At 68.3% G+C, this 20,139-nt stretch carries 20 protein-coding genes and 1 pseudogene; 10 read left to right on the forward strand and 11 right to left on the reverse strand.

Translation table 11 applies throughout. The annotated features are described in order from the left end of the window. Nucleotides 1–121: 121 nt before the first annotated feature. The 3 genes from PXH83_RS09235 to PXH83_RS09245 all read left to right on the forward strand — a co-directional run bounded on the left by PXH83_RS09235 (nucleotide 122) and on the right by PXH83_RS09245 (nucleotide 4,458). On the forward strand, nucleotides 122–1,585 hold the full coding sequence (locus PXH83_RS09235) for a DHA2 family efflux MFS transporter permease subunit (protein WP_274558721.1): 1,464 nt from the start codon (nucleotides 122–124) through the stop codon (nucleotides 1,583–1,585). Nucleotides 1,586–1,657: 72 nt separating this feature from the next. Then, a complete protein-coding gene (locus tag PXH83_RS09240; protein ID WP_274558723.1) occupies nucleotides 1,658–2,944 on the forward strand; it encodes an alpha/beta hydrolase in 1,287 nt (428 codons plus the stop codon). Next, nucleotides 2,941–4,458, forward strand: coding sequence for an FAD-dependent monooxygenase (locus PXH83_RS09245; RefSeq protein WP_274558725.1), 1,518 nt, complete (start codon nucleotides 2,941–2,943; stop codon nucleotides 4,456–4,458). Before PXH83_RS09240 ends, PXH83_RS09245 begins: the two co-directional genes overlap by 4 nt. 92 nt (nucleotides 4,459–4,550) lie before the next feature. Here PXH83_RS09245 and PXH83_RS09250 read toward each other — a convergent pair whose 3' ends face one another. Further along, a complete protein-coding gene (locus PXH83_RS09250) occupies nucleotides 4,551–4,775 on the reverse strand; it encodes an MbtH family protein (RefSeq protein ID WP_274558727.1) in 225 nt (74 codons plus the stop codon). A gap of 180 nt (nucleotides 4,776–4,955) precedes the next feature. On the opposite strand from PXH83_RS09250, the gene PXH83_RS09255 reads away from it, so the two are divergent. Beyond that, entirely contained in the window at nucleotides 4,956–5,771 is an 816-nt protein-coding gene (locus tag PXH83_RS09255; protein WP_274558729.1) for an alpha/beta fold hydrolase, read from the forward strand. A gap of 162 nt (nucleotides 5,772–5,933) precedes the next feature. Here the strand turns inward: PXH83_RS09255 and PXH83_RS09260 are convergent. After that, nucleotides 5,934–6,817, reverse strand: a pseudogene (locus tag PXH83_RS09260) (NAD(P)-dependent oxidoreductase). A 49-nt stretch (nucleotides 6,818–6,866) separates the two neighbouring features. Between PXH83_RS09260 and PXH83_RS09265 the strand changes: the two are divergent. Then, the gene (locus PXH83_RS09265) at nucleotides 6,867–7,274 is read left to right on the forward strand and encodes a MerR family transcriptional regulator (protein WP_274558731.1); all 408 of its coding nucleotides are present in this window, start codon (nucleotides 6,867–6,869) and stop codon (nucleotides 7,272–7,274) included. A gap of 539 nt (nucleotides 7,275–7,813) precedes the next feature. On the opposite strand, the gene PXH83_RS09270 is transcribed toward PXH83_RS09265, so the two are convergent. The 3 genes from PXH83_RS09270 to PXH83_RS09280 all read right to left on the reverse strand — a co-directional run bounded on the left by PXH83_RS09270 (nucleotide 7,814) and on the right by PXH83_RS09280 (nucleotide 11,927). Then, nucleotides 7,814–8,290 carry an anthrone oxygenase family protein gene (locus PXH83_RS09270; RefSeq protein WP_274558733.1) on the reverse strand — a complete coding sequence of 159 codons (477 nt, stop codon included), beginning with the start codon at nucleotides 8,288–8,290 and terminating at the stop codon, nucleotides 7,814–7,816. 137 nt (nucleotides 8,291–8,427) lie between these two features. Then, the gene (locus tag PXH83_RS09275; protein WP_274558735.1) at nucleotides 8,428–9,285 is read right to left on the reverse strand and encodes an ABC transporter permease; all 858 of its coding nucleotides are present in this window, start codon (nucleotides 9,283–9,285) and stop codon (nucleotides 8,428–8,430) included. Continuing rightward, nucleotides 9,282–11,927, reverse strand: a complete 2,646-nt coding sequence (locus PXH83_RS09280) for an alpha/beta fold hydrolase (protein WP_274558737.1) — start codon at nucleotides 11,925–11,927, stop codon at nucleotides 9,282–9,284. The genes PXH83_RS09275 and PXH83_RS09280 overlap by 4 nt, the downstream gene beginning before the upstream one ends. A 134-nt stretch (nucleotides 11,928–12,061) precedes the next feature. Between PXH83_RS09280 and PXH83_RS09285 the strand changes: the two genes are divergently transcribed. Then, a complete protein-coding gene (locus tag PXH83_RS09285; protein WP_274558740.1) occupies nucleotides 12,062–12,472 on the forward strand; it encodes a GNAT family N-acetyltransferase in 411 nt (136 codons plus the stop codon). 150 nt (nucleotides 12,473–12,622) lie between these two features. Next, nucleotides 12,623–13,801, forward strand: a complete 1,179-nt coding sequence (locus tag PXH83_RS09290) for a S8 family peptidase (RefSeq protein ID WP_274558742.1) — start codon at nucleotides 12,623–12,625, stop codon at nucleotides 13,799–13,801. An 82-nt stretch (nucleotides 13,802–13,883) separates the two neighbouring features. On the opposite strand, the gene PXH83_RS09295 is transcribed toward PXH83_RS09290, so the two are convergent. The 4 genes from PXH83_RS09295 to PXH83_RS32445 all read right to left on the reverse strand — a co-directional run bounded on the left by PXH83_RS09295 (nucleotide 13,884) and on the right by PXH83_RS32445 (nucleotide 16,965). Continuing rightward, nucleotides 13,884–14,408 carry a CHRD domain-containing protein gene (locus tag PXH83_RS09295; RefSeq protein WP_274558744.1) on the reverse strand — a complete coding sequence of 175 codons (525 nt, stop codon included), beginning with the start codon at nucleotides 14,406–14,408 and terminating at the stop codon, nucleotides 13,884–13,886. Nucleotides 14,409–14,568: 160 nt separating this feature from the next. After that, nucleotides 14,569–14,850 (reverse strand): DUF4291 family protein, encoded by a 282-nt coding sequence (locus PXH83_RS09300; RefSeq protein ID WP_338054705.1) that lies wholly within the window; start codon nucleotides 14,848–14,850, stop codon nucleotides 14,569–14,571. A gap of 5 nt (nucleotides 14,851–14,855) precedes the next feature. Next, nucleotides 14,856–16,562 carry a hypothetical protein gene (locus PXH83_RS09305; protein ID WP_274558746.1) on the reverse strand — a complete coding sequence of 569 codons (1,707 nt, stop codon included), beginning with the start codon at nucleotides 16,560–16,562 and terminating at the stop codon, nucleotides 14,856–14,858. A 289-nt stretch (nucleotides 16,563–16,851) separates the two neighbouring features. Next, on the reverse strand, nucleotides 16,852–16,965 hold the full coding sequence (locus PXH83_RS32445) for a DUF4291 family protein (RefSeq protein WP_420803137.1): 114 nt from the start codon (nucleotides 16,963–16,965) through the stop codon (nucleotides 16,852–16,854). A 399-nt stretch (nucleotides 16,966–17,364) separates the two neighbouring features. On the opposite strand from PXH83_RS32445, the gene PXH83_RS09310 reads away from it, so the two are divergent. After that, nucleotides 17,365–18,078 (forward strand): hypothetical protein, encoded by a 714-nt coding sequence (locus PXH83_RS09310; protein WP_274558748.1) that lies wholly within the window; start codon nucleotides 17,365–17,367, stop codon nucleotides 18,076–18,078. A 125-nt stretch (nucleotides 18,079–18,203) separates the two neighbouring features. Continuing rightward, complete coding sequence (locus tag PXH83_RS09315) at nucleotides 18,204–18,551, forward strand: hypothetical protein (RefSeq protein WP_274558750.1); 348 nt, start codon at nucleotides 18,204–18,206, stop codon at nucleotides 18,549–18,551. 205 nt (nucleotides 18,552–18,756) lie between these two features. Here the strand turns inward: PXH83_RS09315 and PXH83_RS09320 are convergent, their stop codons facing one another. Further along, a complete protein-coding gene (locus tag PXH83_RS09320) occupies nucleotides 18,757–19,245 on the reverse strand; it encodes a GNAT family N-acetyltransferase (RefSeq protein WP_274558752.1) in 489 nt (162 codons plus the stop codon). 154 nt (nucleotides 19,246–19,399) lie between these two features. Here PXH83_RS09320 and PXH83_RS09325 point away from each other — a divergent pair, with 154 nt between their 5' ends. Further along, the gene (locus PXH83_RS09325) at nucleotides 19,400–19,777 is read left to right on the forward strand and encodes a hypothetical protein (protein ID WP_274558754.1); all 378 of its coding nucleotides are present in this window, start codon (nucleotides 19,400–19,402) and stop codon (nucleotides 19,775–19,777) included. Nucleotides 19,778–19,874: 97 nt separating this feature from the next. On the opposite strand, the gene PXH83_RS09330 is transcribed toward PXH83_RS09325, so the two are convergent. After that, nucleotides 19,875–20,120: an antitoxin VbhA family protein gene (locus PXH83_RS09330; protein WP_274558756.1), complete on the reverse strand. Its 246-nt coding sequence runs from the start codon at nucleotides 20,118–20,120 to the stop codon at nucleotides 19,875–19,877. Nucleotides 20,121–20,139 lie beyond the last annotated feature (19 nt).

Genomic DNA, 20,139 nt, shown 5'->3' on the forward strand with positions numbered 1-20,139 from the left:
CCTGAAGAGCCATTCCGTACCTCTAAAGTGACACTCCTTCACTTGCCCTCGGGATTGAAATTCTCGCTACCGTTGAGCGGTGCACTGCAATTAATTCAATCCCCTTTGGAGGCGGAACGGAATGTCGCAACGCGTAAGCCCGTTGTGGGCGGTCGTGGTGACTGCGGTCCCGATGTTCATGGTGTCGCTGGACAACCTGGTGGTGACCAATGCCCTGACCGACATCAGCGAGACCTTCGACGTCGGCCAGGCGGATCTGCAGTGGGTGGTCAACGGCTACGTGCTGGCCTTCGCCGGTCTGCTGCTGGCGGCCTCCGCGCTCGGCGACCGCTTCGGCCGGCGCCGGGTCTTCGCCTGGGGCGTCGCCCTGTTCACCGTGGCCTCGGTGGCCTGCGCGCTCGCCGACTCGGCCGCTCTGCTCGTCGCCGCCCGCATCGTCCAGGGCGCGGGCGCCGCCGCCATCCTGCCGCTCTCCCTGACTCTGTCGGCGGCCGCCGTACCCGAGGAGCGGCGCTCCATGGCCATCGGCATCTGGGGCGGCGTCAACGGCCTCGGCATCGCGGTGGGACCGCTGGTCGGCGGGGCGGTCACCCAGGGCATGGACTGGCACTGGATCTTCTGGCTCAATCTGCCGATCGGCGTGCTGGCGCTGCCCGCGCTGCTGTGGGCGGTGAAGGAGAGCCGCGGCCAGGACAGCAAGGTGGATGTGGTCGGCGCCGTGCTGGTGTCGGCGTCCGTGGTCGCTGCCGTCTGGGCCATTGTGCAGGCGGCGGAAGGCGGTTGGGGACAGACGTCCGTACTGGGATCCCTCGCCTTCACCGTGGTGACCATGATTGCCTTCGTGGCCCGGGAACAGCGCACGGATTCCCCGCTCGTGCCACTGCGGTTCTTCCGTAACCCTGCCTTCGCCCTTTCGAATCTGATTTCGCTGACGATGTACTTCGGCGTATTCGGCTCGATCTACTACCTGGTGCAGTTCATCCAGGGCCCGATGGGATACACACCCGTCGAGGCCGGGCTCGCCACCCTTCCGTGGACCTTCGCCCCCATGGTCGTCGTGCCGCTGGCCAGCGCCTTCGTCGACCGGATCGGCGGCGGGCGGCTGATGGCCGCGGGTTCGCTGCTGCAGGGCGCGGCGCTGGGCTGGATCGCCTTTGTCGCGGAGCCCGGGATGTCGTACGGCCCGCTCGCCCCGGCCATGGTCGCCGCCGGCATCGGCATGGGCCTGGTCTTCGCCTCCAATCCGGTGGTCGTCCTGGCATCGGTCGCCGAGCACGAGCAGGGCAAGGCGTCCGGAATCAACAACACGGTGCGGGAGTTCAGCGGCGCGCTCGGTGTTGCCGTACTGACCACGGTCTTCCTCTTCGCGGCGGGCGACGGCGTCGGCACGGGCGGCGCCGCGTCCGCGCAGGCGTTCGTGGACGGGATGCGACCGGCGATCTGGACCGGTGTGGCGGTGGTCCTCGTAGGAGCGGTGGGCGCGCTGTTCATCAAGCACCCGCAGCGGCCGGCGCCGACCGCGGACCCGGCCCCCGCACAGACCCCGGCCGGCGCCGAGCCGGTGGCGGTGTCCGCCGCCAACTGACCGCACGGGCCCCGCCCACAGCCCCGTCCACCGGAAGGCCCACCAGCCCCGTCCCCGGAAGGAACCCCGTTCATGACCACCGAGAACACCAGCCGCCCCGCGCGGGAGTCGTACGGCCCCGTCCCCGGCGGCCGCCCCGGCGACACCCACCGCCCGCATGTCCTGCGGGTCGGCCCCGACGACGCCTCCACCGTGCTCGTCCTGCTGGGCGGGCGGGAGGGCTCCGCCGGGGTGTTCCGCCCGGCCGCCCGTCACCTCGCCGCCCGGATACCCGGCCTCCAGGTGTGGGCCGTCGACCGGCGCGAGCAGACGCTCTCCGACCTGAGCGGATTCACCCTCACGCCGGAGGCCGCCCGCGCGTACTACCTGGGCGGCACCTACCAGCAGCAGAGCGCCGAGACCGCCCCCGAAGCCGGCGAGTGGGGCCTGGCCGTACTCCTCGACGACGTCCGTGACACCGTGCGCGCCGCGTCCGACGGCGGCCGCCGCAAGGTGGTGCTCGGCGGGCACTCGCTGGGCGCCGCCGAGGCCCTCCTCTACGCTGCCTGGGACTTCGACGGCCACCCCGGCCACCAGGACATCGACGGCCTCGTCGCCATCGACGGCGGCGTCCACCACGCCTTCACCGGCGCCGGATTCTCCTTCGAGCTGTCCCTGGAGAACGCCAAGGGCTGGCTCCAGCAGACGAAGTCCGGCGCCTACTTCGAGAACGCGTCCAGTACGGGCGCGGGATTCGGTGAGCTGCCGGAGCTCGCCGCGCTGTGGTTCCAGCTCGCCGCGGTGCACGCGGTGGAGGAGCCCGACGCCCTCTCGCCCCTGGCTGCCGTCGCCCCCGAGCCGTACCGCAGCGGCGAACCGCTCACCAACCGCGGCTTCTTCGGCCACCTCGTCGACGCGTCGATGCACCACCCCGGCTTCAAAATCAACTCCGGCCGCCCGGACGGCAGCGGCGGCTGGACCGACGACGGGCCGACCCCGCTGGACCGGGCCGCGCGCGCCTTCGCCGCCACCCAGCCGGGCAGCTGGGTCTGGTACACCCTGAACCGCCTGATGATCGACCTCGTCGGGGCCGTCGACTTCACCAGCGACGGCGACCTCGCACAGCTCCTGGGCCTGCGGGTGCAGCACGGCCAGGAGATCCAGCTCCCCTTCTACGCCGTCCAGTCGGGCTTCTCCAACGGTACGGTCGGCCAGGCCGCGGCCAAGGTCGCCGCCGAGTCCCGGATCGGCGAGTTCGAGCTGCACACCGACACGGCAATCTCCCACCAGGACCTGCTGCTCGCCGAGCCGGACAGCAACATCCTGCTGCGTACGCTCCCGTCCTTCCTGCGCCGCATCGCCTCCGGGGAGCCCCGATGAGCGCCCTGATCGTCGGAGCGGGCCCGGTCGGCCTGACGGCCGGTATCGAGCTCCTGCGCAGAGACGTACCGGCGCGGATCGTCGACCGCGTGGACCACCCGCACCCCCACTCGAAGTCCATCGTGCTGTGGCCGCGGGCCATAGAGGCGTTCGCCCGCTTCGGCGCGGCCGACGAGATCCTCGACCGCGGCCTCAGGCTGACCGCCCAGAACTACTACTCGGGCGGCCGCCGCAAACTCCGCCTGGGCTTCGGCCGGGTACGCGGTACGAGCTACCCGTACGCCGTCTCGCTCCCCCAGCAGGACACCGAGGACGTACTGCGCGGAGCGCTCCGGCGCTTCGGCGGCAAGATCGAGTTCGGTGTGCGGCTGACCGCCCTGAGCCAGGACGCGGACGGCGTACGCGCGGAACTGGCCACGAGCGACACCACTTCCACCTTCGGCGCCCCGTGGCTCATCGGCGCGGACGGCTCACGTTCCACCGTGCGCGAGCAGCTCGGCGTCCCCTTCGACGGCGCCACCTACCCCCAGCAGTTCCTGCTGGCCGACGGCGAGTGCGACACCCCGCTCGCGCACGACGAGGCGCACTACTTCATGACCCCCAAGGGGGTGCTCGTCGTCGTCGGCCTGCCCGGCGGCCTCTACCGGGTCTTCGTCAGCGTCGCACCCGGCGTGGACACCACCGACGCCCGCGAGGTGATCCAGGCGGCCGCGACAGAACGCTCGCCCGTGCCTGTGCGACTGGTGGGCGAGCAGCGCACCGGCCTGTTCCAGGTGCAGCGGCGGATGGCGGGCCGGTTCCGCGAGGGCAGGGTGCTGCTGGCCGGCGACGCCGCGCACATCCACAGCCCGGCCGGTGCGCAGGGCCTCAACACCGGTATCGAGGACGCCTCGGCCCTGGCGTGGCGGCTCGCCCGCACCGGAGAGGGCCCGGCCGCCGCCGCTCTCGACGTCTGGGAGCGCGAGCGTATGCACATCGCCGAGCGCGTCGTCACCGACACCGACCGGCAGACCAGGATGTGGATGCTGTCCGGCTGGCGCCGTACGGCCCGTGACCTGGCCCTCGCCGCCGGACAGCGCACGGGCTTCACGGACCGGGTCGTCGCTCCGCGTCAGGCCCAGCTGGACCTGACGCTGCCCGGCCGCGCGGAACGCCTGGGCAAGCTGGCCGCGGGCGCCCGCGTGCCCGATCACCCGCTGGGCAGCGGCGGCACCCTCCACGACGAACTCCGTTTCGGCGAGCCGGTGCTGCTGGTCCTCACCGCCGCGTCCGCCCACCCGTCGGCCCCGGAGCGCGCCCGCCGTTTCCTCGCCACGGCCCGGGTCCCGGACGGCGTACGGACGGCGGTGATCGGCCAGGCCGAGGACCCGGACGGCCGCCTCCACAAGGAATTCGGCATCCGCGAGCCGAGTACCGTACTCGTCCGCCCGGACGGCGTGATCGACTTCCTCGCGCCGCTGTCCGAGGAGCCCCGGATCACGGCGGCGCTGCGCAGCTGGTCGACGGGGGCCTGATCCGTAAAGCCCGCAGGGCCGCACGAGGCGGCGGGTGTCCCGGACAGCTGTCTGTCCGGGCACCCGCCGTTTGGGCACATCCCGACATCACGTCAGGCGGCGTCGGCCTCGGCCTCCATGGCCTTGATGAGGCTCGCGGGCCGCATGTCGGTCCAGTTCTTCTCGACATAGTCGAGGCACGCCTGGCGGCTGTCCTCGCCGAAGACGACCGTCCAGCCCGCCGGCACCTCCGCGAATACGGGCCACAGCGAATGCTGGTTCTCGCTGTTGACCAGTACGTAGAAGGTGCCGTTCTCGTCGTCGAACGGATTGTCCATGAGTTTCCCCTTCGCTCATGTGCGGGTCCGGAACCCTTCTCCGGGCCCCTGGGGATGCTCTCCCGGCCGCTTCGGCCCGTACAGCCCTTTTACCGAGGACTGAATGACCTGGGCGGGCTGTGGCCGGTGAATTGCCGCTGCAGCTATCTTGCGAACCAGTCGACGGAGAGAGAGCCGGCCGTGCCGATCAGCAAAGTCAACGGGATCAACATCAGTTTCGACGTCACAGGCCGGGGAGAACCCGTCGTCATGGTGATGGGATCCGGATCGAGCGGCCGGGCGTGGCACCTGCACCAGGTTCCGGCGCTGGTCTCGGCCGGATATCAGGTCGTCACCTTCAACAACCGTGGCATTGCCCCCACCGACGCCTGCGCCGACGGATTCACCGTCGACGACATGGTGGCGGACACGGCCGGACTCGCCGAACATCTGGGGCTCGGCCCCTGCCGCTTCGTGGGCACCTCGATGGGCGCCCACGTCGTACAGGAACTGTGTCTGGCACGACCGGAATTGGTGAGCCAGGCGGTCCTGATCGCGACCCGGGGACGAAGTGACGTCATGCGCAGGACCCGTTCACAAGCGGAACGGGAATTCCACGACAGTGGCCACAAGATACCGCCGCTGTACGCGGCGACCCAGCGTGCCATGGAATATCTCTCACCCGCGACTCTCAATGAGGACAAGGAGATTCAGAACTGGCTCGACATCTTCGAGGTCGCGCCGGTCGCACGGACACCCGGATACCGTGCCCAGATGAATGTGGGCATCACCGCAAGCCGCTTGGACGCCTACAGAAGAATCCGTTCGGAGTGCCTCGTCATCGGATTCGCCGACGACTTGGTGCTGCCGCCGCATCTCAGCCGTGAGGTCGCCGACGCGATCCCCGATTCCCGCTACACGGAAATCGGGGACGCGGGTCATTACGGCTACTTGGAGCGGCCCGACCAGGTCAACGCCGCACTGCTGGAATTCTTCGCATCCACGACCGCGGTGTAGCCGAGCTTGTTCTTCACCTGGGAAGCGTCTCCGACTGTGGCAGGAACAAGGACCTCGACAATCCTCATTCTTGCTGGTCATAGGCACTTTTTACGTTCGTGATCACGATCCGGACAGCCCGCCACGCGAAAGCCCGAGACCAGAGCCCGGTGTCGGGATCGGTCAGTTGTCGCGGGGTTTGCCGAACTCTTCAATCAGCACGGGATACTGCTCCCCACCGTGTCCGGCGGCGATCGAGCGGTCGGCCATCGCCTTGATCAACTTCGGCAGTTCGGCGTTGACGCCCGCCGCCTCGCTCTCCTCGATCAAGTGTGCCATCGCCCGTGCGTCGGTCTCCAGGGCCGACACCTCGGCCGGGAAGGAGCCGCTGTCGATCTGCTCGGCATACCCCGGCAGCCATGCGGCCACACCGGCAGCGATCTGCTGCGCAAACGGCGCATACGTTGCGGCGTCAACACCGGCCGTCCTGAGCAGGGCAGTGCCCTGGAGCCAGGCGTTCAGGACGCTCCACATCATGGCCAGGCCGGCCACGTCGTACAGAGACGCCAGCCCATGGTCCGCGCCAAGGTAGGTGACGGTACCGAGCGCATCGAGTGCTGACTTGTGTGCCTCGAAGTCCGACTGCGGCCCGCTGTGCAGGATCACCGCCTCGGCGGTCCCGATCGCCGGCGGGATGGCCATGATGGCGCCGTCCAGGTAATGGGCGCCGCGCTGCTCGGCCCATTGGGCGGCTTCCCGGGCCTGGGCCGAGTCGCCGAGGTCAGATTGATCAACATCGTGCCGCCCAGCTCGACATCGCTCGCGCCGAACAGCTCGTGCATGGCCTGGTAGTCGCTGACGCAGATGATCGTAAGAGAACCTGCCTTGAGCGCGTCGCCAACCGTTGTCGCCAGCCGTGCGCCCTCGGCCACCAACTGGTCGGCCTTGGAGGCCGTACGGTTCCACACGGTTGTGGGATGCCCGGCTTTCAGGAACGCGCCGGCGAGTGCCTGGCCCATCAGTCCGAGTCCGATGACTGTCACGGGTGTATCGGTTTTGTTGTTCATGGCAGCATCGTCAACGTTGATACCGGTGTGAAGGTCAAGCGAGGTTTCGATGCGTATCGGGGAACTGAGTCGCCGGACGGGCGTCAACGCCCATCAGTTGCGCTACTACGAGGCCCAGGGCCTGCTGGAGGCAGACCGCGGCGCGAACGGTTACCGCGAGTACGACGAAAACGCCGTGCTGCGGGTGAAGCAGATCCGGCACCTGCTTGGTGCCGGTTTGTCCTCCGAGGACATCGCGTACCTGCTGCCCTGTGCGGTCGGAGAGGCCCCGGAGCTGCCCGGGTGTTCCGAATTGCTGGCCGCGATGCGGTCACGGCTGCGGCGACTGGACGATCAGATGGACAGGCTCGCTCAATCCCGCGACGCTCTTGCCGACTACATCGATGCGGCCGAGCGAATGGGCAACGAGAGCTATCCACCCTTTGACGATGCTGACGTGGAGCCCGTCCCCGCCTGAGCAGCCGGGGTGCCCCGTCTTGCGGAACCGTCTCGACCAGCGGCACCCGCCGGCCTGCGAGACCACCGCCGACGCCCCGGCCGGGACGGCATCCGGGACGCCCAACACCGTGAAAGCCCCAGCTTGGGCCCGGATCACCCTGCCGAGCCGAACTTGCATCCATCTTTCATCGCTCCAACGTCGAACCCGGACGCCTGCTGCTGGTTGCGTGGACAGGCACGTGACGACCGATCAGAGGTGCGCACTGTGGCGAAGGCAGCCGCCGTTCCCACGTGGCACAAGCTCGCACAGCCGACCGCACTTCGGCGGGCCGCGTGGGCCCGAGGCGATGACCGCACCGCTGGGCCCTCCTGCTCCCCGGTTCCGGCCGCCCCTTGGTCGGCAGCCCCATGAGCCGACAGTGCCCCGCCGCGCATCCCCCGCGGCGGGGCACTGCCTTTTCCCGTGGAGGGTCAGCGGTTGAACTGAACGATGCGGGAGCAGTCAGCTCCGTACACGCCTCACCAGACACCCGGCCCCGCCAAATGGTTGCCCTCGGGTTAATTCCCGCCGACGACACCGGAACTGGCGACAAGGACGAACCCGGCGGTGACGAGCAGTGTCCGTACGAGGTGCAGCCGGTTCCACCGCACCTCGAACGGTTCACGCACCTGGCGATCCCCGGTCCCGGCCTGCTCGGATGCGGCGAGGGCGTTGTTGAGGGGAATGTTCCCGGCGACGGTGACGAGGTGATTGACCAGCACGCACGCGAGCCCGGCCCCGAGCAGTCCCCATTGCGCAGCGGACCGGTCGTCGCCGGGTACGGCGAGGGCGGCGACCGGAAAGACCACCGAGGCGAGCATGACGCTTACGAACACCGCACCCGGTACTTCCTCGTTGATGCGCCGCATGGCAGCCACGAACTGCTCGTCCGTGAGCCGCGCGAGGGCGGGCATGATCCCGGTGAGGAAGATCAGCATGAATCCGGCGTAGAGCCCGGTGGCAACGACGGCAAGGACGAGCAGCAGAGTGGCCATGGCGCACATCATGGCGCGTTCGGCCCCCACGGTGGCTCAATTCAGTCCGTGGGGGTCCCCCCTGGACGCAGTCCTTTGGGTGAGTTTGAGGACCGCACCGTTTGAGAACCGCACCCGCAGCCGCACCGCCACCGGCCTCAGGACACAACGTCCTTACGCCCGAACCCCCTGAACGCGAGAGCGAAAAGCACCACCGCATACGTAACCGAAACCGCCGCCCCCTTGAGCATCCCGCCCCACTCCAGCTCCGGCTGAAGCGCATCCGCCCAAGCGAACTGCCAGTGCGCCGGCAAGAAGTCACGCCAGGCCCCGAGCGCCGTCACCGCATCGAGCACGTTCCCGACGATCGTCAGACCCACAGCGCCACCGACCGCCCCCAGCGGGGCATCGGTCTTCGTGGACAGCCAGAACGCCAGCCCAGCAGTGACCAGTTGCGAGACAAAAATGAACGCGACAACGAGCGCGAGCCGAGGCACCGCATCCCCCGCAGCCAGCGACCCGCCGGTCGGCAGTTCCAGCGCCCCCCACCCGTACGCGATGGACCCCGCAGCCAGCGCCACGACCGGCAGCAGCACCATCGCCGCCAGGCTGAAGCCCAGCGCCACCGCGAGCTTGCTCCACAGCAGCCGGGCGCGCGGCACGGGCGCCGCCAGCAGGTAGCGCAGCGACGACCAGTTGGCCTCGGAAGCCACCGTGTCGCCGCAGAACAGCGCCACCGGCACCACCAGCAGGAACCCCGCCGACACGAAGAGGCACGTCGCCGCGAAATTGGCACCCGACGCCGTCGCGGTGTCCATCAGAGTCACCCGGCCGCTGTCCGCACTGGGCGTGCCGCCGATCGCGAACGCCGCGATCAGGACGAGGGGCAGGGCGCCCAGCACGAGGGCCATCACCATCGTGCGCCGCCTGCGCCACTGCCGCATCGCTTCGACGCGCAGCGGCAGGGTGCGCCCTGCCCGGTAACCGGACGCGGCCTCAACGACGTTAGTGCTCATGCGGAAGAGCCTCCGATCAGAGTGAGGAACGCATCCTCCAGGCGACGGTTCGGCCCGACACCCGTCAACGGGACGTCCAGCCGGACCAGTTCGCCAATGAGCTCGGCCGGCGACGCGCCTTCCAGCCGTACCAGCAGGCCTTCCTCCGTCCGTACGGCGGACCCGATGCCCGGCAGCGCGCCGACCTTCTCGGCCAGCGCCTCCGACACCTCGCTCTCCGTCGTCACGAGCAGGGTGTCTCCCCCGCCGGTGATCTCGTCGACGGGACCGGCCTGCATCAGCCGCCCACGGTCCATGACCACCAGATGGGTGCAGGACTGCTCGACCTCCGAGAGGAGGTGACTGGAGACGATGACGGTCCGGCCTGCGGCGGCGTATCGGATCATCACGTCCCGCATCTCGCGGATCTGTGGCGGGTCGAGACCGTTCGTCGGCTCGTCGAGTATGAGCAGGTCCGGCAGCCCGAGCATGGCCTGGGCGATGGCGAGGCGCTGCCTCATGCCCTGCGAGTACGTCCGTACGGCCCGCTCCAGAGCATCGCCGAGCCCCGCGATCTCCAGGGCCTCCTCCAGATGGGAGTCCTCGACGGGCCTTCCGGTCGCCTGCCAGTACAGGTCGAGGTTGGCCCGCCCGCTGAGGTGCGGCAGAAAGCCCGCGCCCTCGACGAACGAACCGACACGCGACAGCACGGGGGATCCCGGCCTGATGGCGTGCCCGAAGACCCGGATCTCGCCGCTGTCGGGCGTGATGAGGCCCATCAGCATGCGCAGGGTGGTGGTCTTGCCCGCGCCGTTCGGCCCGAGCAGCCCCAGAACCTGCCCCTTCTCCACCCGGAACGAAAGGTCCCGTACGGCATACCGGTCGGCGGACTTGGCGTACCGCTTCGTCAGGTCCGTGATCTGCAGCGGCACCTCGGCGAGCGCCGGATCCGGCGCGGGCGCGGCGGCCCGCCGTCGTGCGGTGAGCAGCAGCACGGCGGCCAGGGCCGCGCCACCGGCCGGGAGCCCCCAGACCCACCAGGGCAGCGCGGCCGCCTGGGTCTTCACGCCGGGCGCGGTCGGCACGGTGAGCGCCCCGTCCCCTTCGAGGGAGACGGTGTACGCCGCCGGGTCGGCCGGGGACGCGTACCCGAGGTCGGTGGCGGCGAGGACGAGGCGGAGCCGGTGCCCAGCCCTGACCTCGTGGTCGACGGCCGGAAGCTTCAGCTCGACGGTGGCGCCGTCCTTGGCACCGGCACCGGTGACACGGACGGGTACGACGAGCTGCGAGGGCAGCACCTGCCGGCGCCCGTCCGCACTCACGTCGTACACCTTGCCGAACAGCACGGCATCGCCCCGGTCCGACCGCACCTTGACCCGTACGGTCGGTGAGCCGGTGATGCGCAGATCGGAGGCAAGGGCCCCGGTTTCGAAGCGTGCGTACTGGCCGGGGAAGTCTAGGGAAAGCCCCACCCCGAGCCCGGACAGCTGGGAGAGAGCGCCGATGCCCGGTACGGCGGAGATGGCGGGCGGATTCGCCCCGGCCGGATTCTCGAAGGTCTGCTCGCGCTTGCCGGCGAGCTTCAGTTCCCGCTCGCCGCCACCGAGGCCCGGGTAGCGATCACTCGTGGCGCCTCTCAACTGGGCGGCGCCATCGGTGGAACTGACGCCTCCGGTGCGGGTGACGCGGAAGGCGGGCCCGGTGTCCGCGCCTTTGTCCCCCTTCAGGTAGCGGTCGAACCAGTCGGTGATCCGCCCCTCCACCCGGGAGGTCTCGCGGTCCCCGCCGTCGTGCCCGCCCGCGATCCAGTCGACGGCGACGGGTGCGCCGTTGCCCTTGATCGCCTGCGCCATGGCGTCGGCCTGGCCGAGCGGGAAGAGCGAGTCGTTCTGCCCCTGCACGATGAGCGCGGGCACCTTGATGCGGTCGCCGACGGCGGAGGGGCTGTGCGCTTCGAGCAGCTCACGGGCGGCGGTGTCCGGCGTTCCGGCGACCGCGACCCGCTCGTACATCTCGCACAGCTGCTTTTCGAACCTCTCGCACCCGCCACCGGTGTTGATGAAAATCCCGGCCCAGAGTTTCTTGAAGACCCCGTCGGGGAAAAGCGAGTCGGCCAGGTTCCAGTAGGTGATCTGCGGCGCGATGGCGTCGACCCGCTTGTCGTGACCGGCGGCGAGCAGCGACACGGCACCTCCGTATGACGATCCGCTGACGCCGACGCGCGGGTCGCCGTCCGCGTCGAGCCGCACCTCGGGGCGGTCCGCGAGCCAGTCGATCAGCCGCGAGACGTCCTTGACCTCGCCGTCCGGATCGTTCAGCCCGATCTTCCCGGTGGACCTCCCGAAGCCGCGCGCCGACCAGGTCAGCACGGCGTACCCGTCTCTTGCCAGCTGTTCGGCCTGCGCCTGTACGTCGCGCTTGCTGCCGCCGAAGCCGTGCCCGAGCAGCACGGCGGGCCGCTTGGCGTCGACGCCGCTCCCGCCGCCCGCGGTGAAGAACGAGGTGTCGATCTTCACCCCGTTCATGCGCATGATCCGTTCCTCGCGTTGCACAGTGGGTGCGCTGTCGGAGGCGGCAGCCGTCCATGTGCCGGCCCCGACCAGGACGGCACACGCGGCGGCCGCACCGGTGAGCACCCGGCTGCGGGGAATGCGTAGCTTCATGTCTGAACCCTAGGTCCCGGGTATGACAGCCGAAGCTGCCCCCAGATGGAACTCTCTGGAGTACGCAAGGAGTACGAGGCCTTCGCCCCGTACCGCGGCAGGAGTAGTGAAGGGCAGTACCCATGGACATCCGGATGGACATCCGACGCGCGACGACCGTGGCCGAGCTGACCGCCGCCGAGCACCTCTACGACGGCCCGGCCCGCCCCGAATGGGCCGAGCGTTTCCTGGCGGCGCCCGGCCATCTGATGCTCATCGCGTACGTCGCCGGGGTGCCGGCCGGAATGGTCTCGGGCATCGAGATGACCCACCCGGACAAGGGCACCGAGATGTGCCTGTACGAGCTGTCGGTCGACGAGCCGTACCGGCGGCGCGGCATCGGCCGTGCCCTGACCCGGGCGCTGGCGGCGGTCGCGCGCGAGCGCGGCTGTTACGACATGTGGGTCGGGGTCGAGCGCGACAACGACGCGGCGCTCGCGACGTACCGCTCGGCGCAGGCGCAGGACGACGGCGATTTCGCCATGCTGACGTGGCCGCTGGCCTGACTCCCCCTACCTCCTCTTACCTCCGGTAATGCCTTCATGTGCACCCGTCCACCACACGGGCCCCTGACCTGCACATCCGCACCACGTATCGGCACCGTCCAGACCGTAAGTTGCCCGGGATCCGGTCAACGAAAGGTCAGGTGCACACGTATGAGACTCACCTTCCGCCGCGCGGGGACCCTGATACCCGTCATAGCCCTCACCACCGGTTTCCAGCTGGCGGGCCCGCCCGCCGCACAGAGCGCACCGCTCATCGACCTTCGCCTGGCGCCTGCCTCAACCGCCGTCGAAAACAGCTGGATTGTCGTCCTGAAGGACGGCACGACCAGCGCCGCCGACCTGGGCGTAACCCCGCATCACGTCTACCGCAGCGTCCTCACGGGCTTCTCCACCACCATGTCGAAGGCTCAGGCTGCCGAGCTGGCGGCGGACCCGAGGGTGGCGTACGTCGAACAGGACGCCCGGGTACGGCTCACCGAGACGCAGACCAACGCCACCTGGGGCATCGACCGCATCGACCAGCGGAACCTCCCGCTCTCGACGACGTACACGCACGACACCACCGCGTCGAACGTCTCCGCGTACATCATCGACACCGGTATCCGCACCTCCCACAGCGAGTTCGGTGGCCGCGCAAAGATCGGCACGGACACGGTGGGCGACGGCCGCAACGGCCAGGACTGCCAGGGCCACGGCACACACGTGGCGGGCACGGTGGGCGGCAGGAAGTACGGCGTGGCCAAGGCCGTCAACCTGGTCGGCGTACGCGTCCTGAACTGCGCGGGCTCCGGTACGACGGCGGGCGTCATCGCCGGCGTCGACTGGGTGACCGCCAACGCCAGGAAGCCGGCCGTGGCGAACATGAGCCTGGGCGGCGGCGCCAGCACGGCCCTGGACAACGCGGTGAAGCGGTCCGTTGCGTCCGGCGTCAGCTACGCGGTCGCGGCGGGCAACGGCAACATCCTCGGCTGGCCCGCGAACGCGTGCAACTCCTCCCCGGCGCGCGTCCCCGAGGCCATCACGGTGGGCGCGACCGACAGCGCCGACCGCCGGGCGTCCTTCTCCAACTACGGGACGTGCCTGGACCTGTTCGCCCCCGGCGTGAAGGTCACCTCGGCCTGGAAGGACAGCGACACGGCCACGAACACCATTTCCGGTACGTCGATGGCCGCCCCGCACACAGCAGGCGTTGCCGCCCTCTACATCTCGGCACACCCCACCGCAACCCCGGCGCAGGTCCGCAACGCGCTGGTGAACAACGCAACCCCGGGCAAGGTCCAGGACCCGCTCACCGGCTCCCCGAACCGGCTGCTGCACTCCCTCTTCTGACCGGCTCTCCCGCACTGTGACGGGTGACCGGCCGCCACTGAGCCGAGTGGCGGCCGGTCGCTGTGCGTAGCCCGCGCCCCTACTACTGGCAGCGGAGCTGTCCGCGGATGGCTCCGTCGGGGAAGCGGAGGTTGTGGACGTTGACGTAGAAATTCTTGGGCGCGAAGGCGATCAGCGACAGTTCATGGAACGTCAGGACCTTCTCGGCGTTCTTGGACGTCTGATACTTCTTCGCCTTGATGCAGTCCTTCGACTTCCCGCCCTTGGGGTACTTGGACAGGGGGGTCTTGAGGGTGACGACCACAGGCCCGGCCTTACCGCGCTTGCCGGCGTGGATATGGGCGCCGTTGGGCTTTGCGATCTTGCGTACGTTGAGCGCGTAGCAAATGGTGCCGTGCTTGATCCGGAACCAGAACTCACCGCTGCCGTTGCGGTCGCCCTTGCGGGGCACTTCCTGTGCGCCGGTGAGGTCGGCTCGTCCTTTGATGACGGCATGGCGGCCGCCGTTGTCGCGGTCGGTACTGGCCGCGGCGGCCGGAACGGCCAGGGCGGCGACGGTGGCCGTACACGAAACGGCCGAGACCATGAGGGTGGTCAGAACACGCATGGACGTCTCATCTCTCTGTTGGGCGATCGGAGCAGGGCGAAGCCCGTTGGCCCGCACTGAAGTGGGATCGCTGGTTCCCAACACAAAGCCACCGACGGGGTTCCCTCAACATTTGCGCGGCTGGATGGGCGGCAACGCGCACAGACGCTGACAAGCCAGGTCAGGCGCCGTCCCCCTGACCGTCCCCCTCACCGTCGCCGCCGAGATGGCCGAGGAGCTCCTTGCCCGCGGGACAGGGCCGCCCGTCCGGCAGCAGCCGCGCGGCGGCGTCCAGGTAGCCGCTACGCACGAGGGCGTGTATCTCGCGCGCGAGAGGCGTGACGTCGCTGATGGACACCGTCCACTCATCGGCGTACCGCCCCGCGGCATCGCCCGCCAGGCCAGCTGGACCGAGCAGAACTGCAACGGGTTGCCGCACGTCACGCTCGGGATCCCACTGCACCGTTGCTATGCGAGTTGGCCGGTGTTGGCCAACTCGCCATGAACCGGGCCAGACGCTGGGCGTCTGGCACCGGGTGTCTCCCGAACGGTCTTGGAGGCGGGGAACAGCACAAGCTGGTCGCTTCGGTCCCAGCAGGTCCTGTCGCCCTGGTGGGGCGTGCCTGTGGTCCTTGGCGGGCTTGTGGTCCCGCGTGCCCTGGGGCGGGGGACGGTCTGGCCGGTAGCTCTCCGCACAACGATCCTCTGGTCGTGTGCGGTCACACCTGGCCGACGCCGTATCCCGTGTCCGAGGGCGCGCCTGCCGATCGCCACCGAAGCCGCATGATGCCCGGTGACGGTGGTCTTCGACTGCTGCTGAAGAGGTTCCTGCCAGTGCCGGGCACCCCAGCGGGAGGTATAGGCAGGATCGACGGCGATCACGACGAGCCCGGCGTGATAAGCCATGCCGCGCAGTCGTTCCCGGAAGCGCGCGGTCGGCAGTCCTGCGACGGTGCGGCGGAACGTCTTGCCGCGTTTGCCGCGTCCCATGGTTTCCCGGCCGGTGGCACGGGCGTCGTCGAAGCCGAGGTTCTCAATTGCGAGACCGGTGCAGCCGTTCGCCTTTGCGAGGCCGATCAGTTCGCTGATCGCGGCCCGCAGACGCCCGTCGCGCTGGGATGCGGGTCCGGTCAGCTCGGTGCGTACAGTGACCGGCTCACCGACCGGGTTGCCATGCGCGTCGACGACGCAGGCGGCGAGGTGGTCGGCGTTGAGGTCCACGGCCAGCAGCCGGGCGCCGGTGGCGGCCAGCTCGTCCGGGGTGGGCAGCGCATCTTTCGCGGTGGACCAGGAAGCGTCGAGGTACCAGCGGCCACGCACGGGGTCGCGTGTGATGTCGTAGCGGACAGCTTGGCTGGTGGTGATCCGGTCGAGCCATTCGTCCCGGCGGTGGGTGAACGTCACCTTCGCGGCGAGCCGGTACCGGCCGCGTGGGGCGTTGGCCAGGTGCCGCAACGGCTCGGGCAGGACGATCGTGAGGCTGCCGTCGGCCGGGTCCACGGTGATCGTGTAGTTGCCGTGCGGTGCGCCGGACTCGCCGTCGGCGGTCAGGAACATGCGGGTCGCTTCCCACCGCTCCCGCCACTCGGGCTCGGTAAGCCCGGCGTCAACGAGGCTGTGCCGGGTCTTCGCCAGCCGCCTGCCGCCGACGACGATCGCCGGATGCCCGGCCTCGATACGCGCCTCCACCTCGACCAGGCGCGCCGTGAGTACCCGCAACCGGGACTGCTTCTGTGCACGCTCAGCCCGGTCCCGGTATCCGCGGACACCGCCCACGCGTTGCCCGCACGCCACCGCCACACGCTTACCGATCTTCGCGATGGCCCGGCGTAGGGACGCCCGCTCATCGAACAGGCATCGCAGGCTGAGCTGGAACTGGTCCTCATTGGCCCGGGTGATCGCACCCGCCCAACGTGAAGACGACACCTTCGTCAGCGCCCGCTTACGCTCCGCCCGCCGATTGTCCTTGACCGGCACACTACCGATACGGACACGCTCCGCCAGATCGACACGGGCGTGATGACCGAGGTGTCCACCGAGGAGCGTCAGGACGTGCTCATCGGCCGAACTCAGGCGCAGCCGGTCACGGATACGCGCACCGGCAGGCGCCGCGATCGTGAACGGAGCGGCCAGCGTACGCAGTTCGCGCCTCTTCCTCCGTGCACCGAGTGCCACCAGCCACCTCCTCCCCACTCGCCCACAGCGCCATAGCCACCCCCCTCACAGGGAACAGCCCAGCAAGAACACAAGCCCTGCGATGCCGTACCGTTCACCCAAACGAGGTATCCGACGGCCAGCAATGGCCTACAACCACATCAACAGCCGTCAACCCGCCGCCCAGGACTGTCTCAACTTCCGCTTCCAGAAGGCCTGGTGCAGGTGCAGTCCCCGCAGGAATTGCGCAGGGCCACTCGAAGCCGTCGCAAGCGATCTCGACGGCCAGGACGGCCTCCTGGTCCATGCTTCATCCCCAGCCGCAGCGGTACGTCATCCAGAGAAACGACGGCTTGATCCAAGTCAAGCGTCCTTCACGCTCCTTGAGATCAGGGCGAATTGGTCGGGGGAGTCGTTCGACCACCTTGGCCGGCCCGAGCGCGACGGAGGCGTCGACGTAAGACTCCGCTGCGACAGCTCCATGCAGGCCCCGCCCAGTGCGAAGCCGCCGACGGCAAGGCCAGTCCTCCAAGTTTGACCGCAACGGCCGCGAACCGCGCCTGAAGCGTAGGGGCCGCAAATCGTCGCTGTCCGCCCACTCCGCGCTGACCCAACTCCCGGCAGCTCAGCGCCAGAAGGCATCACCCCTCAAATGACCGCCCAGCGGGCAATTCGGAACCTCAAGAACAGATCCCTCCAAACACCTCCAGCCAAGCTCAATTTATGCTCAGTAAGTCTTCGATTTCATCGGGCTAGACCAATTACCCGCATAGGTTTCACGCATCGGCCGCCCAGGGGGGGCGGCTCGAAAGAGAGGTGCCTCGTGGGCATCGCAACAAGGAAGTGCCTTCTCGCTTCGGCGGCTACTGCGATGATGCTGACGGGTCTGACCACCCCGGCGCTAGCAGCAGGCACGGACGCTTCGCCGTCACTCAGCACTTCCGTCGACTCGGAAGAGTCTGTGATTAACACCGCTCCGCCCGCCGAACCGGAAGAGGACGTGACAGACGTCCCCGAAGAGTCCGTCAGTCAGGAACCTACTGACCCTGGGAACCCTGACGGTGAGACGCTCCCCACCCAGAAACCGTCAGATTCACCGGCTGCGGAGTACTGCGGTCCCACACGCGGCGTGTACCGGGCCACCAGCAAGGGCGGCAACAAGCACAAGGGCGTCGGCCCCACCTTGTCCAATTACAACAACACGAGCCGGACAGCAGAGTCGAGATTCGAGTCCGAAATGACGGGCGAAGTCGGTGTTGCTGTCAGCGCAGGCCTCAAGGTGAGCGCAAGCGCCATGGTGGCTGAGATCGAAGGGACCTACAACGTCGATCTCTCAATGAAAATTACAGCGAAGATGGGCGTTTCGGTCAGGGTTGACACGCCTCCGAGGAAGACCACGAACGCGAAGTTTGGCGTTTTCCGCTTGAAGAACACGGGCAAGAGTTACACGCAATACAGCAACTGCAGCACCTCGGAGAAGAAGACGATCACCAGCTATTCTCCGATCAAAGTCGGGTGGTACTTGTGGGAGTCGTAAAGATCCCACGCGGCCTGATCGCATTCGCAGTGGTGACCGGAGCTTCCGGTTTGCTGGCAAGCTGTACTGACGGCACCCCCAAGGGTGCTCCACGTTCCAGCGCGTCACCCTCGGTTAGTTCATCGGTGACAGCTGAGGCTGGCGCAGAAGGTCCGAAAGAATCGGTAACCAAGGCGCCCGACATCTACGGTGGAAAGGTCCTTGCCTCTGTCGCTAACGGCAAGGGCAATCAGTCCCTCCCCCTGGAGGGAGGTGTCGGCTCCGGCGAGTTGGCGATTGCTGTGAACTGCCAGGGCAAGGGGCTCATCAAGATCACCCTGGAACCCGTGGGGTTGAGCTTCCCTCAGGAATGCAAGGCCGGAGAAGTCACAAGCACTTACAACGAGTTCGCGCTAAAGCGTTCACGCAAGGACGCCTCGGTGAAGGTCGAAGTACCGTCCACGGTCCGCTGGTCCATGACCATCGGGCAGTGACCCAACTGCTCCGTGCCCGATAGTTCGACGAATGTAAGGGCGTCCGTAAGAACATCTGCAAGAGGCGCGTCGCCCAGTGCACGGCAGGTCCCCGGTTCATTCGGGTACCTGCCGTGTTCAGACAATCTCGGTAATCAGAAACGGTTGGTCTTCTGTATCTCTGCGGCCGTCTTCAGAGGGCCTTACTCTCGGTGCTTCGTGTGCTTTAGATAGCCATATGCATGATGTGCAGGCCGACGTATCCCTGCTTGGGGTGGTTGAACCCTTCGGGAAGAGTCCCGATCACGTCGAAGCCGATCGACCGGTAGAGCTTCACGGCGTACACATTCGTCTCGACGACCGCGTTGAACTGCATCGCCCGGAACCCGGCGCCACGCGCCCATTCCACGCTGTGCTCACACAACGCCCGCCCCACGCCCTGCCCCGAATGCTTGGGGTCGACCAGGTAGGTGGCGCTCGCGATGTGGGAGCCGTTGCCCATGTGGTTGCGGTTCATCTTGGCGGTGCCGAGAACGGTGCCGTCGTCGTCGACGGCGACGACCGTACGGTTCGGAGCGGCCAGATACCACCACTCGCGGGCATCGTCCTCACCGAGCTGCAGCGGGTACGTGAGGGTCTCGCCGGCGGCGACGATCTCGTGGAAGAACGGCCAGATGGCGGGCCAGTCCTCGGGGGTGGCTTCCCTGATCAGCATGCGGAAAGAATGCGGTATGGGCAGGCGGAGTGCCAAGTGCCAACAGTTTTCCGGCCAACCCACCGCTCGTTGAGCCGCACGACGAAAAGCGCTGGGCGGGCCCGCGTCCGGCGTGGCAGCATCGCGCGTATGACTACGAAGAGCTTTGGGGGCCGTGCCACGTAGGCGCCCCGGTCAGGTCCGCGCCGATCTTGCCGTGCGGTTGCGGTGCCGGAAGAACAACCGGAAGAACAAGCTGTATCCGATCAACGGGGTCTCACGGAGCACGCTGTACGCGATCGTCCGCATCGAGGAGACCCGCAACTACCTCTGGGCCGGAGCTGTGCGCGATTCGCTGCGGCGGTGGCGGAGCTTCGTACACGACCCAGCTCACCGGCTCTGGGATCCCGACTACCCCGGCTGCATCGAGTGGCTGTGCTGCGGGGATCCGCGCGATTCTCGCGAGAACCTGGAGGGCGCCATGCTGGCGCTGCCGCGCCCCGCAGCTCGCGAACTGCGTGCGATCGTCATGAGATTGGACGAGCTGTACTGATCAGCCGACAAGTCGTGTCGAGGACAAGGCGTGGCGCTGCGACCGGGAGCGCCACTGTGTCCGGCAGGAGCGGTCGCTACCGAGCGGGGCAACGCTGTCAGGCCGTGGTCCGCCGCGACCCGGGTTCCGGCCTCGTGTCGGCGTCCCGTGGGCGCCGCTCAGGAGGATTCGAACACCGCGCCTTTGCCCGGGCAACCAGTTCTTCGGCGGTCAATTCGCCGTTGACATACGCCTCCGCGTCGCGGTCTGACTCGGCTGACGTGCGGAGGCCGTCCATCGCTACGGAGGCAGTGGCGGATTTGACCGCTGCGGGCCGGGAACGTCCGGCACGGGCATTGCTCACTGGTGACTCCCTTCGCCAT

Source organism: Streptomyces spiramyceticus (assembly GCF_028807635.1).
GTDB lineage: Bacteria > Actinomycetota > Actinomycetes > Streptomycetales > Streptomycetaceae > Streptomyces > Streptomyces spiramyceticus.